The organism is Nonomuraea sp. NPDC050153, assembly GCF_044460125.1.
Classification (GTDB): domain Bacteria; phylum Actinomycetota; class Actinomycetes; order Streptosporangiales; family Streptosporangiaceae; genus Nonomuraea.
Window position 1 is genome coordinate 113,902 of the sequence record NZ_JBITJQ010000005.1, and the last position, 15,260, is coordinate 129,161.

10 protein-coding genes are annotated in these 15,260 nt (G+C 72.1%); 4 read left to right on the top strand and 6 right to left on the bottom strand.

Annotated features, from left to right (window positions below; all coding sequences use genetic code 11):
• The first annotated feature begins 4 nt into the window (after window positions 1-4).
• Together ACIBQ1_RS15455 and ACIBQ1_RS15460 are read left to right on the top strand one after the other, a co-directional pair.
• The gene (locus ACIBQ1_RS15455) at window positions 5-1,135 is read left to right on the top strand and encodes a UDP-N-acetylglucosamine--N-acetylmuramyl-(pentapeptide) pyrophosphoryl-undecaprenol N-acetylglucosamine transferase (RefSeq protein ID WP_397277860.1); all 1,131 of its coding nucleotides are present in this window, start codon (window positions 5-7) and stop codon (window positions 1,133-1,135) included.
• Window positions 1,136-1,349: 214 nt separating this feature from the next.
• Window positions 1,350-4,091: a SpoIIE family protein phosphatase gene (locus ACIBQ1_RS15460; RefSeq protein ID WP_397277862.1), complete on the top strand. Its 2,742-nt coding sequence runs from the start codon at window positions 1,350-1,352 to the stop codon at window positions 4,089-4,091.
• A 4-nt stretch (window positions 4,092-4,095) separates the two neighbouring features.
• Here ACIBQ1_RS15460 and ACIBQ1_RS15465 read toward each other — a convergent pair whose 3' ends face one another.
• The 4 genes from ACIBQ1_RS15465 to ACIBQ1_RS15480 form a co-directional block, all read right to left on the bottom strand.
• Window positions 4,096-4,983, bottom strand: coding sequence for a hypothetical protein (locus tag ACIBQ1_RS15465; protein ID WP_397277864.1), 888 nt, complete (start codon window positions 4,981-4,983; stop codon window positions 4,096-4,098).
• Window positions 4,984-5,004: 21 nt separating this feature from the next.
• Window positions 5,005-5,913, bottom strand: a complete 909-nt coding sequence (locus ACIBQ1_RS15470; protein WP_397277865.1) for a hypothetical protein — start codon at window positions 5,911-5,913, stop codon at window positions 5,005-5,007.
• A 23-nt stretch (window positions 5,914-5,936) separates the two neighbouring features.
• On the bottom strand, window positions 5,937-6,824 hold the full coding sequence (locus ACIBQ1_RS15475; RefSeq protein WP_397277867.1) for a hypothetical protein: 888 nt from the start codon (window positions 6,822-6,824) through the stop codon (window positions 5,937-5,939).
• Window positions 6,825-7,023: 199 nt separating this feature from the next.
• Entirely contained in the window at window positions 7,024-8,439 is a 1,416-nt protein-coding gene (locus tag ACIBQ1_RS15480; RefSeq protein WP_397277869.1) for a hypothetical protein, read from the bottom strand.
• A 154-nt stretch (window positions 8,440-8,593) separates the two neighbouring features.
• Between ACIBQ1_RS15480 and ACIBQ1_RS15485 the strand changes: the two genes are divergently transcribed.
• Entirely contained in the window at window positions 8,594-9,250 is a 657-nt protein-coding gene (locus ACIBQ1_RS15485) for a response regulator transcription factor (RefSeq protein ID WP_397277871.1), read from the top strand.
• Window positions 9,247-10,413, top strand: a complete 1,167-nt coding sequence (locus ACIBQ1_RS15490; protein WP_397277873.1) for a sensor histidine kinase — start codon at window positions 9,247-9,249, stop codon at window positions 10,411-10,413. Before ACIBQ1_RS15485 ends, ACIBQ1_RS15490 begins: the two co-directional genes overlap by 4 nt.
• Window positions 10,414-10,455: 42 nt before the next feature.
• Here ACIBQ1_RS15490 and ACIBQ1_RS15495 read toward each other — a convergent pair whose 3' ends face one another.
• Both ACIBQ1_RS15495 and ACIBQ1_RS15500 read right to left on the bottom strand, forming a co-directional pair.
• Complete coding sequence (locus ACIBQ1_RS15495) at window positions 10,456-13,281, bottom strand: NACHT domain-containing protein (protein WP_397277874.1); 2,826 nt, start codon at window positions 13,279-13,281, stop codon at window positions 10,456-10,458.
• Between the two features lie 74 nt (window positions 13,282-13,355).
• Window positions 13,356-15,221, bottom strand: a complete 1,866-nt coding sequence (locus ACIBQ1_RS15500) for a propionyl-CoA synthetase (RefSeq protein ID WP_397277876.1) — start codon at window positions 15,219-15,221, stop codon at window positions 13,356-13,358.
• Between the last annotated feature and the right edge of the window lie 39 nt (window positions 15,222-15,260).

The window sequence follows — 15,260 nt, forward strand, 5'->3', positions numbered from 1 at the left end:
TCGCATGTCACGAACCCTGCGACTGTTGATCACCGGCGGCGGCACCGGTGGTCACACCTATCCGGCTCTGACCACGCTGTCGGCCGTCCAGCGGCGCCAGGTGCCCCACGACGTGCTCTGGGTGGGCACGGCCAGCGGCCTGGAGGCGCGGATCACCTCCGAGCACGGCATCCCGTTCAAGGCCATCACCACAGGAAAGCTGCGCCGCCGTCCGAACCTCAAGGAGCTGGGCACCAACATCGCCGACGTCTTCCGCATCCCGATCGGGGTGCTGCAGGCGGTGGGGCACGCGGCCCGCTACCTGCCGGACGTGGTGCTGTCGACCGGAGGGTACGTGGCGGTGCCCATCGGGGTCGCGGCCAAGCTGATCCGCCGGCCGCTGGTGATGCACGAGCAGACGACCGTCGTGGGGCTGGCCAACCGCATCCTCGCCAGGCTGGCGACCAGGATCGCGCTGTCGCACGAGTCGTCGATGGACTACCTGCCCGCCTCCGCGCGGCCGAAGGCCATGGTGACGGGAAACCCGATCAGGCCCGAGCTGCTGCAGGGCAACCGGGCGGCCGCGTACGACCTGTTCGGACTGACGTTCGAGGTGCCGCTGATCTACGTGACGGGCGGCGCGCAGGGCAGCAAGCAGGTCAACACGCTGATCGCGGAGATCCTGCCGCAGCTGCTGCCGCACGCGCAGGTCGTGCACCAGTGCGGGCCCGCGTGGATCGACCAGATGCGGGCCGTCGCGCTGCCCGTGGACCTGGCCGACCGCTACCACCCGGTGCCGTATGTCGGCGCGGAGCTGGCCGACCTGTTCGCCGCCGCGGACGTGGTGATCTCCCGCAGCGGGGCGGGGACGGTGTCGGAGCTGACGGCCATCGGCAAGCCTGCCGTGCTGGTCCCCCTGATCCCCACCGGGGGTGACGAGCAGCGCAAGAACGCCGCCTACCTGGTCCAGGCGGGGGCGGCGCGGGCCCTGCTGGAGCCGCATCCGTCGGCCGAGCAGCTGCTGGCCGAGCTGATGCCGCTGCTGGCCGACCCGGGGCTGCGCCAGACGATGGGCCAGGCCTCGGCCAAGCTCGGCCGCGTGGACGCCGCCGACGCCCTGTGCGACCTCCTTCTGGAGACCGCCCGGCCCGTCTGACGGGCTCCCCGCCTCTCGTGAGCCGCCCCACCGCGCTTGAGGTCCTTCGGGTGTGACACCGTCCGCGGGATCGGCGCTGTGGGGGCCATGAAGTGCGCGTTTAGGTAGCTATACTGGAATATCGCTGAATACCAGATTCCTCCCGGATCGGTGCCGCAGACGCGTGCCAGAGCCTGGGCTCCGCAGGCGACGCGGTGAAGGGCAGGGGATGGGGATGGGCGAACAGCGTGCGCCAGGTCTGCGGATCAGAGGGGCGGGCCAGGTTTCCGAGAAGCGGAAACGGCTCCTGGCGCTGGCCGGTGACGACCTGTGGGGAATCGAGCTCCTGCGGTTCGCGATCCAGCAGGCGGTCGCCGAACTCGCCGGCCTGGGCGGCATGGTGCACCTCGGCAGTCCCGGCTACGGCGGCGGGCTGCGCCTGGCGGTGACCAGCGGGCTCCCCCCGGCCTTCACCCAGGCTTGGGAGCGCATCGACGGGAACGGCCCACTCGCCCCGGCACGCGCCTTCCGGGATGGCGCGTTCGTACAGGCATCTTTGGCGAACATTGACCATGGGATGCCCGAACCCGGCGCGACGGCGGACGGGCGGCCGGACGGGCGGCAGGACTGGGCCACGGCCGGATCCTGGCCGGCCGGTACGGCGATGGCGGCCGTGCCGCTGCTGGGCCCCGGCGGGCCGGTCGGCACGCTGTCGGTCGTGACGCTCTCCACGCACAGGCCGTCGGCCGGGCGACGGGCCTTCCTCGACACCCTGGGCCGATGGGCAGGCGAGCGCCTGGGCAAGTCCTCCGCTGCCCCGCCCGATCCGGCCCTCACGGAGCAGCAGGAACAGCCCACCGGCTCGCATCTGCCACAGGAGCTGCAGGCGGTGGGCACGTGGGACTGGGACATCCGCACCGGTGACATCATCTGGAACGACGCGATGCCCACCGTGCTCGGCCTCGATCCGGACACCTTCGACGGCCGGATCGACACCTGGATGGGCACCATCCACCCCGAAGATCTGCCGTGGGTGCTGTCCGACATGGACGAGGCGATCTACACGGGGAGGATGCACAGCACCGAGTACCGGGTCTGCCGTCCCGACGGGACGACCGGCTGGGTGCGGGTCCGCGGCAGACTGGTGCTCGACGACAACGGCGAACCGGCACGCATGATCGGCACGCTGTGGGACGTCACCAGAACCCACGACGTCCTGGATGCGGTCACCGAACCGCAGGCGCGCAACGCCGAGAGCTCTTCCGCGGAGCGGGCCTCCCATATCAGGCGGCTGGCCGGCGCGCTGGCCGAGGCGGTCACCGTCCGCGACGTCGTGGCCGCCTCCGCCGATCACATCCTGCCGTCGTTCGGCGCCTCCGGACTGATGCTCGCCTTCCTGGAGGGCGACCACCTGCGGCCGGTCGGGTCCACCGGGTATCCCAAGGAGTTCGTCGACCGGATAGCCCAGATGCCGGTCTCCTGGGGGCTCCCGATCACGGTGGTCCTCCGGGAGCGCACCCCGATGTTCATCAGCTCGTCCGAGGAGTACATCGAACGCTACCCCGCGACGGCCGACATCCCGGCGGTGGGAGGCAAGCAGGCGTGGGCCTTCCTGCCGCTGATCGCCTCGGGACGCCCCGTCGGCAGCTGCGTCGTCGCCTTCACCGATCCACGCCAGTTCACCGGCGTGGAGCGCAACCTGCTCACCACGCTCAGCGGGCTGATCGCCCAGGCCACGGAACGGGCCCGCCTGTACGACAAGGAGCACACGCGGGCCCGGGAGCTGCAGCGCGGGCTGCTCCCGCGCGAGCTGCCCACTCTGCCCGCGGTCACGCCCGCGGCCCGCTACCTGCCCGCCGGCAAGGACATGGAGGTGGGCGGCGACTGGTACGACATCATCCCGCTGTCGGCGGACCGGGTCGCCATCGTCATCGGCGACGTCATGGGGCACGGCGTGGCCGAGGCGGTCACCATGGCCCGCCTGCGCACCGCGGTGCACACCCTGGCCGATCTGGAGCTGTCTCCCGACGAGCTGCTCTCTCACCTGAACGACCTGGTCAGCGACCTGGGCGACGACTTCTACGCCACCTGCCTGTACCTGGTCTACGACGCCACCACCCGCTCCTGCGTCGTCACCCGCGCCGGCCATCCCCCGCCCGCCGTCGTCCACCCCGACGGCACCGTGCTCTTCCCCGAGGCCGATCCGAACTCACCCCTCGGCGCCGCCACCCCGCCCTTCGACACCGTGGAGATGGAACTGCCCGAAGGCAGTCTGCTGGTGCTGTACACCGACGGCCTGGTCGAATCCTCCACCCTCGACATCGACCGGGGCATGGCCCAGCTCGCCAGGGCGCTCAGCGATGCGATCTCCGGGGCGCCGGCCGGTCACGTGGATCACGCCGAGCCGGACGCGACGGGGTTCCACTGCGCCGAATGCCTCGAATCGCTGTGCGACAGCATCACCGCCACCCTGCTGCCCGGCGGGCGGAAGACGACCGACGACGCCGCGCTGCTGGTCGTCCGCACCCACGCGCTGCCGAGCGACGACATGGCCACCTGGTCACTGCCCGAGCATCCCAAGGCCGCCGGCCAGGCCCGCGAACACATCCGCGCCCAGCTCAGCGCCTGGCACCTGGACGACCTGTCGATGACCACCGAACTGCTGGCCAGCGAGCTGGTCGGCAACGTCGTCCGGCACGCCAAGGGCCCCATCCACCTGCGCCTGCTCCGCAGCAACGTGCTCACCTGCGAGGTCTCCGACGGCAGCCTCACCACGCCCCGCATCCGCCGCGCCGCCGACACCGACGAGGGCGGACGCGGGCTCCAGCTGGTCGCCGCGATCTCCCGGCGCTGGGGCACCCGCTACACCGCCACCGGCAAATCCATCTGGACCGAACAGCCGTTGAACCCCGAAGCACCCACCCTGTTCCCCGAGCAGGCCGGCCTGGACCTGTACGACCTGCTGGACGACGAGTGAGGCGCTACGGACGGTCGAGGTAGCGGAAGGCTTCGTGGGCGGAGGTGACGCTTCGGCGGAGCGCCTGCTCCAGCCGGTCCGCGTCCTGCGCCAGCCGTTCCAGCTCCGGCACCGCGAACCCGTCGGCCCCCGTCTCCGCCACCAGCTCCTCGTACTGGTGCAGCCGCCCCCGCAGCTCCTCGATCTGGTGGCGGGCCTGGTACGCGCGCTCGGCGTCCGCCACGTTGGACGCGTAACGTTCCAGCGACTCGACGCGGGCCAGCACGGCCGTCTCGCTGCTGTCGAGCGCCCGCGCGAGGGGTTCGGCCACGGCCTCCACCTCGGGCGTGAGCCCTTTGGAGACGGTCTCCCTGTGCTTGGTGCGCAGCGCGGACAGTTTGGCCAGCAGGCGGGCGATCTCCCACTCCTGGGCGGGCAGCATCACCGCGTTGCGCACGTCGTCGAGCAGGCCCTCGGCGTTGACCCGGGACTCGGTCACGGTGGAGACGGCGCGCTGGGCGCGGGCGAGCAGGCGGGCGGAGGACTCGTCGAGGTCGTCGATGAGCACGAAGCGCCCTTCGTACCAGCACAGTTGCTCGTAGACCTCGCGCTCGTACTCCTCCTCGTCGTCGTCGGGCAGGTCGTTGCGGATGAACAGCACGATCATCAGAGGGATGCCCAAGAGGACGAGCATCAGCAGGCCGATGCCCCGGCCGACCAGGCCGCTGCCGGCCATCACGCCGAACAGCGCCACCGATCCGAACGCCGCGACTATACGGTACTGCGCGCTCGATATGGCCCGCCTCGACTCCGGGACCCAGCCCTGGCGCATCTTGATCAGCACCCGCCGGCTGTCCCTGAGCAACTGCGCGTCATCCGGCGGCACCTCGGGGTCTACCACCACATCCGCCACAAAACCGGATACTAAGGGAAGTCACCCCCTCAGGTGGCGAAAAGCTTCGTGCGCGGAGCTGACGCTGTCACGAAGGGCCTGTTCGAGGCGGTCGGCGTCGTCGGACAACCGGCTCAGCTCCGGCACGCCCGACCCGTCGGCGCCCGACTCGGCGAGGAGCTCCTCGTAGCGGGGCAGCTTGGCGCTGAGGCGTTCGATCTGGTGCCGGGCGCGGTAGGCGCGCTCGGCGTCGCCGACGTGGCCGGCGTAACGTTCCAGCGCCTCCACGCGCGCGATCACGGCCTGCTGGCTGCTGTCGAGCGCCTGGGCGAGGGGTCCGGCGACGGCGGCGACCTCGGGGGTGAGCCCTTCCGCGACGACCTCCTCGTGCTCGGCCCGCAGCTCCGACAGCTTGTCCAGCAGGCGGGCGATCTCCCACTCCTGGGCGGGCAGCATCACGGCGTTGCGCACGTCGTCCAGGAGGCCCTCGGCGTTGACGCCGGAGGACATGACCTGGTCGATGGCGGTCTGGGCGCGGATCATGAGGGCCCTGGCGGGCTCGTCGAGCTGCTCGCGCATGACGTAGCGGCCCTCGTGCCGGCGGGCGCTGTCGTAGACGGCCCGCTCCAGCGCGTGCGCGCGCTCCACCTCGGCGTCGGGCCTGGGCCTGAGCAGGACGCTGACGACGAGCAGGGCGGCGCCGGTCATGATGACGGCGAAGGGAGTGTAGCGTCCGGCGACGAACAGGGCCAGGCCGTAGACGGCCGCCACCGCGGCGGTCCCGGTGGCCGCCAGCCTGGTCACGATGCCGGCCAGCGGGCGGCGGCGCCGGTGCGCGGGCACCCAGCCGGAGTGGATGCGTACGAGGAGTTTGCGGTTGTCACGTAAGAGGGCCGCGACGTCGTCGGCCACCGCCGGATCGACTATCACCTTCGCATGACGTCCGGGCACGTTATCGATCCTATGTCCGCGTGTCAGCCTTCGAGATAGCGGAACGCCTCGTGGGCGGACTGGACGCTGCGCCGTAAGGTGCGTTCGAGCACGTCGGCGTCCTCGGCCAGGCGCTCGATCTCGGGCACGGCGAGCTGGTCCGCGCCCGACTCCGCGAGCAGTTCCTCGTAGCGCGGCAGCCGGGCGCGCAATTCCTCGATCTGGCCGCGGGCGTGGTAGGCGCGCTCGGCCTCGGCGACGTGACCGGCGTAACGTTCCAGCGCCTCCACTCGGGCGACGACGGCGGCCTCGCTGTTGACCAGGGCCCGTTCGAGCGGCTCGATCACCGCGACGACCTCGGGCGCGATGCCCCTGGCCAGCAGCTCCCTGTGTTCCAGGCGCAGCGCCGACAGCTTGGCGAGCAGGCGGGCGATCTCCCACTCCTGGGTGGGCAGCATCACGGCGTTGCGGGCGTCGTCGAGCAGTCCTTCGGCGTTGACGTGGGAGCGCAGCACGGATCCGATGGCCCGCTGCGCCCGGACCAGGACGTCCCGGGCCTCCGGGTCGAAGTCCTCGGGCAGCAGGTAGCGGCCGTCGTACCAGCGGGCCTGCTCGTAGATGCCGCGCTCCTGCGGCCGGTCGTCCTCGGGCACCTCGTTCATGGAGGCGATCTTGACGAGGACGACGAAGACGTACGTGCCGAGCAGCACGAACCCGGCCGGCGCGAACGGCGAGGCGAGCAGGAGGGCCATGAGCGCGACCACGACGGGCGTGGCGGCCAGGAGCATGGCGCTGGACGGGCTCTTACGGCGGGGCGAGGGCGTCTCCGCGGGCGGCACCCATCCGGACCTGACCCTGGACAGCAGCGGGGCGTTGGCACGCAGCAGTCCGGCTACTTCCGGAGGCACTCCGGGATCGACGACCACACCCACGCTCTGTCCTGGCACCCTGGCGCCCCCAACGCTCGCGATGTTCGGATATTACGTGCCATTTCACCGAAGTGTCAGCCTCGGAAAGGTCAGTCGGGGGGACCCGCCGAGGCAATCGCGGGGACGCGTCCATGACCGGCCGGGCTCCTCACGGGCTCATCACAGCGGCCTCCACCAGCACCGCGGCGGCCACCCCACCCTTCTAAGACGCGCGGGACCCGCTCGCCGTTGCATTCGGGCGCGCAACATGATCGTAGCCACGGGGGTAACCACCCGCCCGGCCCGGCGTCAGACCCCGGACGGCCAGGGCGGCGGCCACGCAAGCGACCGGGATGGCGGGCAGGACGTAGCGGTGGTCGAAGTCGAGCGCGGCCACCGGAGCCACGAGCAGGAACATCGCGAACGACCACGGCAGTGGCGCCGGGCGCGGGCGCAGCACCGCGCCCGCCCCGCCGGCCAGCAGCAGGAGGCCGAACAGCGTGCCGTGCAGGAACCACGGGTACGGGTAGGCGGCCAGGACCGAGGCGAACGGCTCGACGGACCGCATGCCCCGGATGTCCGGGTCATAGGCGTTCCTGACCTGGTCCACGAGGGGCTGGCCCGAGGGGAGCGGCCAGAAGCCCCGCTGGAAGGCCGTGGTCGGGCTCATGCGCCTCGGGTGGGCGACGGGCTCCCAGGTGAAGGCGAGCGAGGTGTCGCGGACGACCTCGCGCAGGTAGTCCAGGGGCTGCGCGGCGATGGCCCTGAGCGCGAACGCCCTGGCCAGGTCGTTGTGGGCGAACCGGTCGCCGGGCAGGCGGTTGAGCGAGGCCCGCGGGTCCCAGACGTACTCGGAGGCGGCGTCCAGGACGGTGCCGTTCGGGCAGAGCGCGGCCTGGTCCGGGGGCGGCTCGATGATCGAGCAGTCGGCGAAGGTCATGGTGCGGGCCCACAGGGCGACGCCGTCCGAGCCGCTCAGCGCGAACCTGCCGTGGTGCTGGGCGTACCAGCCGGCGTAGGCGGCCAGCGGCAGCGCCCCCGCCACCACCAGCGCGAGGCAGGCCCGCCACGGCACCCGCCGCAGCAGGAGGTAGAGGGCGGCCAGGCCGAGCAGCGGCACGGTGGCGGTACGGGTCAGACCGGCGAGCGCGAGGAGCACCCCCGCCAGCGCCGCCGCCCGCGTCGACACCTCGCGCCGCCACATCAGCGCCAGCAGCGCGGCCATGACGAGGAAGATCACCTGCGTGTCCGACAGCACGGCGTGCTCCAGGCGCACGAACGCCGGGTCGAACAGCACCGGCGCCGCCGCGAGCGCAGCACCCCAGCCGGGCACCGACCGGCGGCGCAGCAGCAGGTAGATCAGCACGCCGACGGCCAGCCCCATCGCGTGCTGGACCCCCACCACGAGCTCCACGCTCCGGAAGGGCCGCAGCGCCCACAGGAACCACGAATAGCCCGCCGGGTGGAACGCTCCCTGCGGGCGCACGTGCACCGCCGTGTCCAGGTACGTGAACGAGTCGTACCAATAGAGCCGCGCCGTGTCGTACCCCAGCATGACCAGCACGCGCAGCGCGGCGGCGAGCACGAGCACGCACCCGAACAGCCCATGGTCGCGTGGCCCCGCGAGTGTGGGCGCCATGGTCTTCTCCCCCGGGACAGCCGGGTGGATCCCGGCTTCAGGGGCGTCAGTCCAGCGCTCCGCCTATAACCTGAACGTCACCAATTCTGGTTATGCGCGCGTTATGTGGGCCGGAGCAAACTGGCGGGCATTTAAGATCTTTTTGGGGGACGCAGTGCGCGTTTTGGTCGCCGAGGACGAGCGGATGCTCGCCGACTCGATCGCCGAGGGGTTACGCGGGGAGGCGCTGGCGGTCGACGTCGCCTATGACGGGGACGCCGCGCTCGAACGGCTCGGCGTGCACGACTACGACGTGCTGATCCTCGACCGGGACCTGCCGCTGGTGCACGGGGACGAGGTGTGCAGGGCCGTGGTCGAGGGCGGCTGGCTGGTGCGGGTGCTCATGCTGACCGCCGCGAGCGACGTGCGCTCGCGGGTGGCGGGGTTGTCGCTGGGGGCCGACGACTACCTGCCCAAGCCGTTCGCGTTCGAGGAGCTGGTGGCCCGGGTGCACGCGCTCGGGCGGCGGGCCAGGCGGGCCGACCCGCCGATGCTGGAGCGGGCCGGGGTGCGGCTGGACTGGGCGCACCGGCAGGTGTTCAGGGAGGGCCGGTACGTGCCGCTGGCCCGCAAGGAGTTCGGCGTGCTGGCCGAGCTGCTGCGGGCCCAGGGCGCGGTGGTCTCGGCGGAGACGCTGCTGGAGAAGGTGTGGGACGAGCACATCGACCCGTTCACCAACACGGTCCGCACCACGATGATGAAGCTGCGCAGGAAACTCGGCGAGCCACAGGTCATCGAGACCGTGCCGGGATCGGGGTATCGCATCCCATGAGCATGCGCCTGCGGTTCGCCCTGGTCTGCGCGGGCGTGTTCTTCGTGGTCACCACCCTCGCGCTGGTCGTCGTCTACTTCGTCGTCCAGACGAGCCTCCAGTATCGAGCCTCCGTCTTCACCCCCGGCGAGATCCGGGTGGAGCGGGACGGCTACAGCCTCTACGCCTCGCGGTACCAGGACGGGTATGAGATAGCCAGGGGGTTCGCGCTCAAGACGCACCTCACCTACCAGAGCAGCGTCCTGGCCAACCTGCGCACCGTCGGCGGGATCGCGGTGCTGGCCGGCACCGGGGCGGCGTTCGGGATCGGCTGGCGGACGGCGGGCATGGTGCTGCGCCCGCTCAGGAACGTCACCGACACCGCCCTGCGGGTGGCCCAGAGCCACGACCTGAGCGACCGGATCGGCTACGAAGGTCCGCGCGACGAGCTCAAGGAGCTGACCGACGTCTACGACACCATGCTGGGCCGGCTGGCGCGCTCGTTCGACGGCCAGCGCCGATTCGTCGCCAACGCCTCCCACGAGCTGCGCACCCCGCTCACGATCAACAGGACGCTCGTGGACGTGGCCGTGCGGCGGCCGGACGCGACCGAGGACGTCAAGCGGCTCGGCGAGTCGCTGCTGCTGGTCAACGCCCGGCACGAGCGCCTCATCGACGGCCTGCTGGCGCTGACCGAGGGCGAGCAGGCGGTGCTGGACCGGCGGCCGTTCGACCTGGCGGACGTGGCCGAGCACGTGCTCGACCAGGCGGCCGACGAGGCCCGGGAGCGCGAGGTGAGCATGCACCGGCTGCTCGACCCCGCGCCGACGGCGGGCGAGGCGGTGCTGGTGGAGCGGCTGGTGCAGAACCTCGTGGAGAACGCCATCCGGCACAACCACCCGAAGGGCGAGGTGTGGGTGACGACGCGGCGGCGGGCCGACCGGGTCGAGGTGGTCGTGGCCAACACCGGGCTGCAGGTGCCGTCGTACGAGATAGAGACGATCTTCGAGCCGTTCCGGCGGCTGCACGGCGACCGGCTGCGCTCGGACCGGGGCAGCGGGCTGGGGTTGTCGATCGTACGGGTGATCACCGAGGCGCACGGCGGGTCGGTGACGGCCACGCCCCGGGACGAGGGCGGCCTGACGATCAGCGTGGAGCTGCCCGTGGACGCCGAGACGTCCTGATCGGGCGGGCTGATCGGGCGGGCTGATCCGGTTGGGACCGCGTCAGTCCAGGCCCTGGATCTCCCAGAGCGCCGTCTCCGGGACGCCCGCCTTGACCAGCTGCTCCCAGGTGCCCACCCGGTCGGCCGGGTCGGCGAGCATGGCGCGCAGCAGCGGCCGCAGCTCCGCGTGGTCGGCGCCGTCCTCCGTCCACATCGCGCCCAGGGCCCGGTGCATGGCCGGCGAGCGGACGGCCACGGTCCGCACCAGCTCGTCGAGGATGGCCAGGCGGTCCCGGTACGGCAGGAAGCGGCCCTCCCCCAGCGCTTCGACCAGCAGGTCGAGCAGCCGCCGGTGCTGGGCCGTGTGGCCGGTGGCGACCGCGACGACGACGTCGCCCATGCCGCCGCTCTCCGCGCCGCCGAGCACGACGTCCTCCTTGCCGTCCTCGACCACGCGGTGCGCCGACAGGGCGGTCACCAGCCCGGTCCAGCCCTCCTGCCCGAGCTGTCCCTTCCACAGGTGGCTGAGCGAGGACCACTGCTCCAGGTGGTCGGGCCCGGCCAGGATCGACGAGACGCGGACCGGCTCCTCGGAGGCGCAGACGATGAGCAGGGTGAGGTTCGCCGAGTAGGCGGCCAGGCGGCGGGTCATCGTGTGGCGTACCGGCCGGAACCCGGTGAAGTGGCGGCGGGGCCGCTCGTGCAGCGACCGGCGCAGCAGCCCGGCCAGCAGCTCCACGCAGCGCTCGCGCACGGCGGAGGGCACCTCGTCCAGCAGCTCCAGGATGAACCCGACCGTCGGCCCGCGCTCGGCCAGGCACGAGTGGGACGTGACCGCGTACAGCAGGTCGTCGTCGATGGCCTGGACCAGCGCGAGCGGCTCGTCCCCGGCCAGGCGGCGGCGCCGGTCGAGGTCGCGCAGCGCGTACATGGCCAGCCAGGCCACCAGGAACTCGCCGAACGTGGCGTGCAGGAAGGCGTGCCCGTTCCTGCGCACGAAGAAGAAGCGCTCGGTGGCCTTGCGCGCCCAGTCGGCGCGAGCGTCCCCTGGCTGATCGGGGTCGCCGGGATCGTCCTCGCCGCCCTGGCAGAGGGCGGGCAGGTCGCGGTTGAGCGCCTCGTCGGTGATGATGTGCCGGCCGCGGGCCAGCATGGACAGGGCGACCGCGCCGAGCAGGACGAGCTCCTGGTCGATGGCCACCCGCCGCACGCCGCCGGTCTCGCGTTCGGTGTAGTCGCGCAGCAGCACCTCATACAGGCGGGCGCGCCCGAGCGGGCCGTGGTCGTGCTGGAGGGCGTTGCTGCCCGCGTCGTAGAGGGCCAGCAGCAGCAGGAGCAGCGGCTGCCTGGCCATCTCGCCGTGGGTGAGCGCCGCCTCGGCGGGCAGGGGCTTCAGGTCGCGGCGGGCGAGCAGGCCGCGGTTGCGCCGGTCCCAGATGGTGAGCCACTGCCGCACCTGGTCGTCGTCGAACGGCTGGAGCTGCAGCCCCAGCAGCCCCTTGGGGAACCTGATGCGGTCGGCCACCACCGTGCGGCTGGTCACGATCACCGCCACCGGACGGCCCAGGCCCGCCTCCCTGTCCTGGAACTCCTGCACCCGTTCGAGGTAGTCGTAGCGGTTGACCCCGCCCTGGACCAGCTCGTCGAACCCGTCGAGGAGGATCACCGGCATCGCCCCGTCGGCGGCCGTGACCAGCTCGGCGTAGTCCGTCTCCTCCCCCAGCACCGCGCCGAGGGCCTGCTCGATCTGCCCGGTGACGTCCGCCCGCACCGCCACGCTCTCCAGCTCGACCCGGATCGGCAGGAACTCCGACCTGGCCAGCCGCGCGGCGAGCACCTCGGTGAGCTTGGTCTTGCCCGAGCCGGGCTCGCCCAGCACGAGCAGCGGCGCCTGGGTGGCGCGCAGCGAGGTCAGGTGGCCCACCAGGAACGCCTCGGGGTCGGGCAGCGACCGCTGGTCGTCCCACCAGCTCAGCAGCGCGGGCGTGGTGTCCTGGGTCAGCTCGGCGACCCGGAAGCGGGGGCTGAGGTAGCCCTCGCCGAGCAGCGGGAGCCAGACGTCCTCGGGCAGCTTGCCGGCGTGCAGGAGGGGCTGGTCGAGCGCGTTGGCGGCCATCCTGGCCCGGTGGATCAGGGGGCGGTCGCCCACCCGGGGCGGGGCCAGCTCGGCCAGCAGCCAGGCCACCCGCGACAGCGCCGTGGCCGGCTGCGGCTTCTCGGTGACGAGGCTGCGCACCCCGAACTCGTGGCTGTCCAGCGCCAGCGACCGGTAGTCCTCGTCGTAGATCCGCAGCGCGCGGGCGGGCGGGCCCTCGGCGAGCATGCGGGGCAGCAGGAGCTGGTCGTCGACCGGCAGCTCGTCCCAGACGCTCAGCCCGCCCACGTATCCGGCCATGGCCTCCGACATGCGCTGGTAGGCACGTTCCACGGCCAGGCGGGTCTCGGAGTAGGGCACGTGCGGCTCGGGCGTGGGCAGGCGCTCCAGCAGCAGGCCCGCCACCAGCCGGGCGAAGCGCTCGGCGGTCGGCACGCCGCGCGAGATCTTGCCGCCGCGGTCGAGCTGGTCGAGCGTGAACGGCAGCTTCGCCTCGCCGAGCGCCTCGAAGTAGGCCGAGACGACGATCACCGCGTGCGCGGCGGCCAGCCGCTGCGTGCGGGTGAACCGGTCTACGCCGCCCTTCGGCTCGGGCATGCGCCGCACGACCTCCTCGCCGTAGCCGACGATGCCGCTGCGCATGTCGGCCAGACCCGTCGTGAGCTGCCCGGCCCCGGCCAGCGCCCAGCCGGTACGCGCCGCCGCCGCGGCGAACCCGACCACCTTGACGAGCCGGGCGTCCTTGCACCCGAGGATCCTCAGGGCATCGGCGTAGCTCGGGGTCTCGATCATGTGCCTTCTCCCGGGGACTGGATGTCCCATCATGCGCTGGACGGCCGGGCCTTTTGGCGGAAGTTACCGGGCCGTCATGTTCGCTTCACGGCCTCCTCGATCTCCGGCAGCGCCGCGGGATCCTCGATCGTGGAAGGCATGGCGTACGGGTGGCCGTCGGCGATGTCCCGCATGGTCGCGCGCAGGATCTTGCCCGAACGCGTCTTCGGCAGGCGGGCCACCACGACGGCGCGGCGGAAGGCGGCCACGGGGCCGATGCGCTCGCGTACCAGGGCGATCAGCTCGCGCTCCATGTCCGCCGGGTCGCGTTCCGCGCCCGCCTTGAGCACCACGAACCCGACGGGGAGCTGGCCCTTCAGCTCGTCGGCCACGCCGATCACCGCGCATTCGGCCACGTCGGGGTGGGAGGCGATGACCTCCTCCATCGAGCCGGTCGACAGGCGGTGGCCGGCGACGTTGATCACGTCGTCGATGCGGCCCATGACGTAGAGGTAGCCGTCGGCGTCCACGTGGCCGCCGTCGCCGGTGAGGTAGTGGCCGGGGTAGCGCTCCAGGTAGGAGCGGGCGAAGCGGGCCTCGTCGCGGTAGAGGGTGGGCAGCGCGCCGGGCGGGAGCGGCAGCTTGACGGTGACGGCGCCGTCCACGCCCGGCGGGCACTCGTCGCCGTCGGGGTCGAGGATGCGCACGTCCCAGCCGGGGACGGGCTTGGTGGGCGAGCCGGGCTTGAGCGGCAGCGGCTCGATGCCGACGCAGTCGGCGGCGATGGGCCAGCCGGTCTCGGTCTGCCACCAGTGGTCGATGACGGGGATGCCGAGCAGGTCGCAGGCCCAGTGGTAGGTGTCGGGGTCGAGGCGTTCGCCGGCCAGGAAGAGGTACCGCAGCCCGGACAGGTCCCACTTTTTCGCGAAAACTCCGGATGGGTCCTCTTTCTTGATGGCCCTGATCGCTGTCGGCGCGGTGAACAGCGTGCGCACCCCGTACGTGGCCACCACCCGCCAGAACGCCCCAGGGTCGGGGGTGCCGACCGGTTTGCCCTCATACAGCACGGTCGTGCAGCCGGCCAGCAGCGGCGCGTACACGATGTAGGAGTGCCCGACCACCCAGCCCACGTCGGAGGCCGCCCAGTAGACCTCGCCCGGGGCGGCGCCGTACACGTGGGACATGCTCCAGTGCAGCGCGACCGCGTGCCCGCCGTTGTCGCGGACCACGCCCTTGGGCGCGCCGGTGGTGCCCGAGGTGTAGAGGATGTAGAGCGGGTCGGTGGCGGCCACGCTGACGCACCCGGCCGGCTCGGCCTCGCGCACCGCCCGCGCCCAGTCGAGGTCGCGGCCCTCCACGAGCTCGGCCACGGCCTGGGGCCGCTGGAGGATCACGCACCTGTCAGGCCGATGCCCGGCCTGCTCCAGCGCGGCGTCCAGCAGCGGTTTGTACGCCACCACCCGGGCCGGCTCGATGCCGCAGGAGGCCGAGAGCACCACCTTGGGCCGGGCGTGGTCGATCCGCACGGCCAGCTCCCTGGCCGCGAACCCGCCGAACACCACCGAGTGCACCGCCCCGAGCCGCGCGCAGGCCAGCATCGCGACCACGGCCTCCGGCACCATGGGCATGTAGATCACCACGGTGTCGCCGGCCGTCACGCCGAGGCCGCGCAGCATGCCCGCCGTCCTGGCCACCTGGTCGAGCAGCTCGGCGTAGGTGAACGTGCGGGCGGTCCCGGTGACCGGGCTGTCGTAGATCAGCGCCGCCTGGTCGCCGCGCCCGGCCGCCACGTGCCGGTCGACCGCGTTGAAGCAGGTGTTGAGCCGCCCGTCGGGGAACCACCGGCCGCCGGCCGTCACAGTCGCCGGCGCCACGTCCCAGGCGATCCCGAGGGCCGCCTCGGACCAGAACTCGTCGGGTTGAAGGATGCTGCGCCGGTAAGCCTCGTCATAACCGCCCACTTATCGATCAGACCAGTCCGCGGCCCCATGGCGCAAGAT

What these genes read in the sequence shown, in the direction of transcription:
- ACIBQ1_RS15455 (WP_397277860.1), top strand. Translation starts at nt 5, where the DNA reads ATGTCACGAACCCTGCGACTGTTGATCACCGGCGGCGGCACCGGTGGT.
- ACIBQ1_RS15460 (WP_397277862.1), top strand. Translation starts at nt 1,350, where the DNA reads ATGGGCGAACAGCGTGCGCCAGGTCTGCGGATCAGAGGGGCGGGCCAG.
- ACIBQ1_RS15480 (WP_397277869.1), bottom strand. Translation starts at nt 8,439, where the DNA reads ATGGCGCCCACACTCGCGGGGCCACGCGACCATGGGCTGTTCGGGTGC.
- ACIBQ1_RS15490 (WP_397277873.1), top strand. Translation starts at nt 9,247, where the DNA reads ATGAGCATGCGCCTGCGGTTCGCCCTGGTCTGCGCGGGCGTGTTCTTC.
- ACIBQ1_RS15495 (WP_397277874.1), bottom strand. Translation starts at nt 13,281, where the DNA reads ATGATCGAGACCCCGAGCTACGCCGATGCCCTGAGGATCCTCGGGTGC.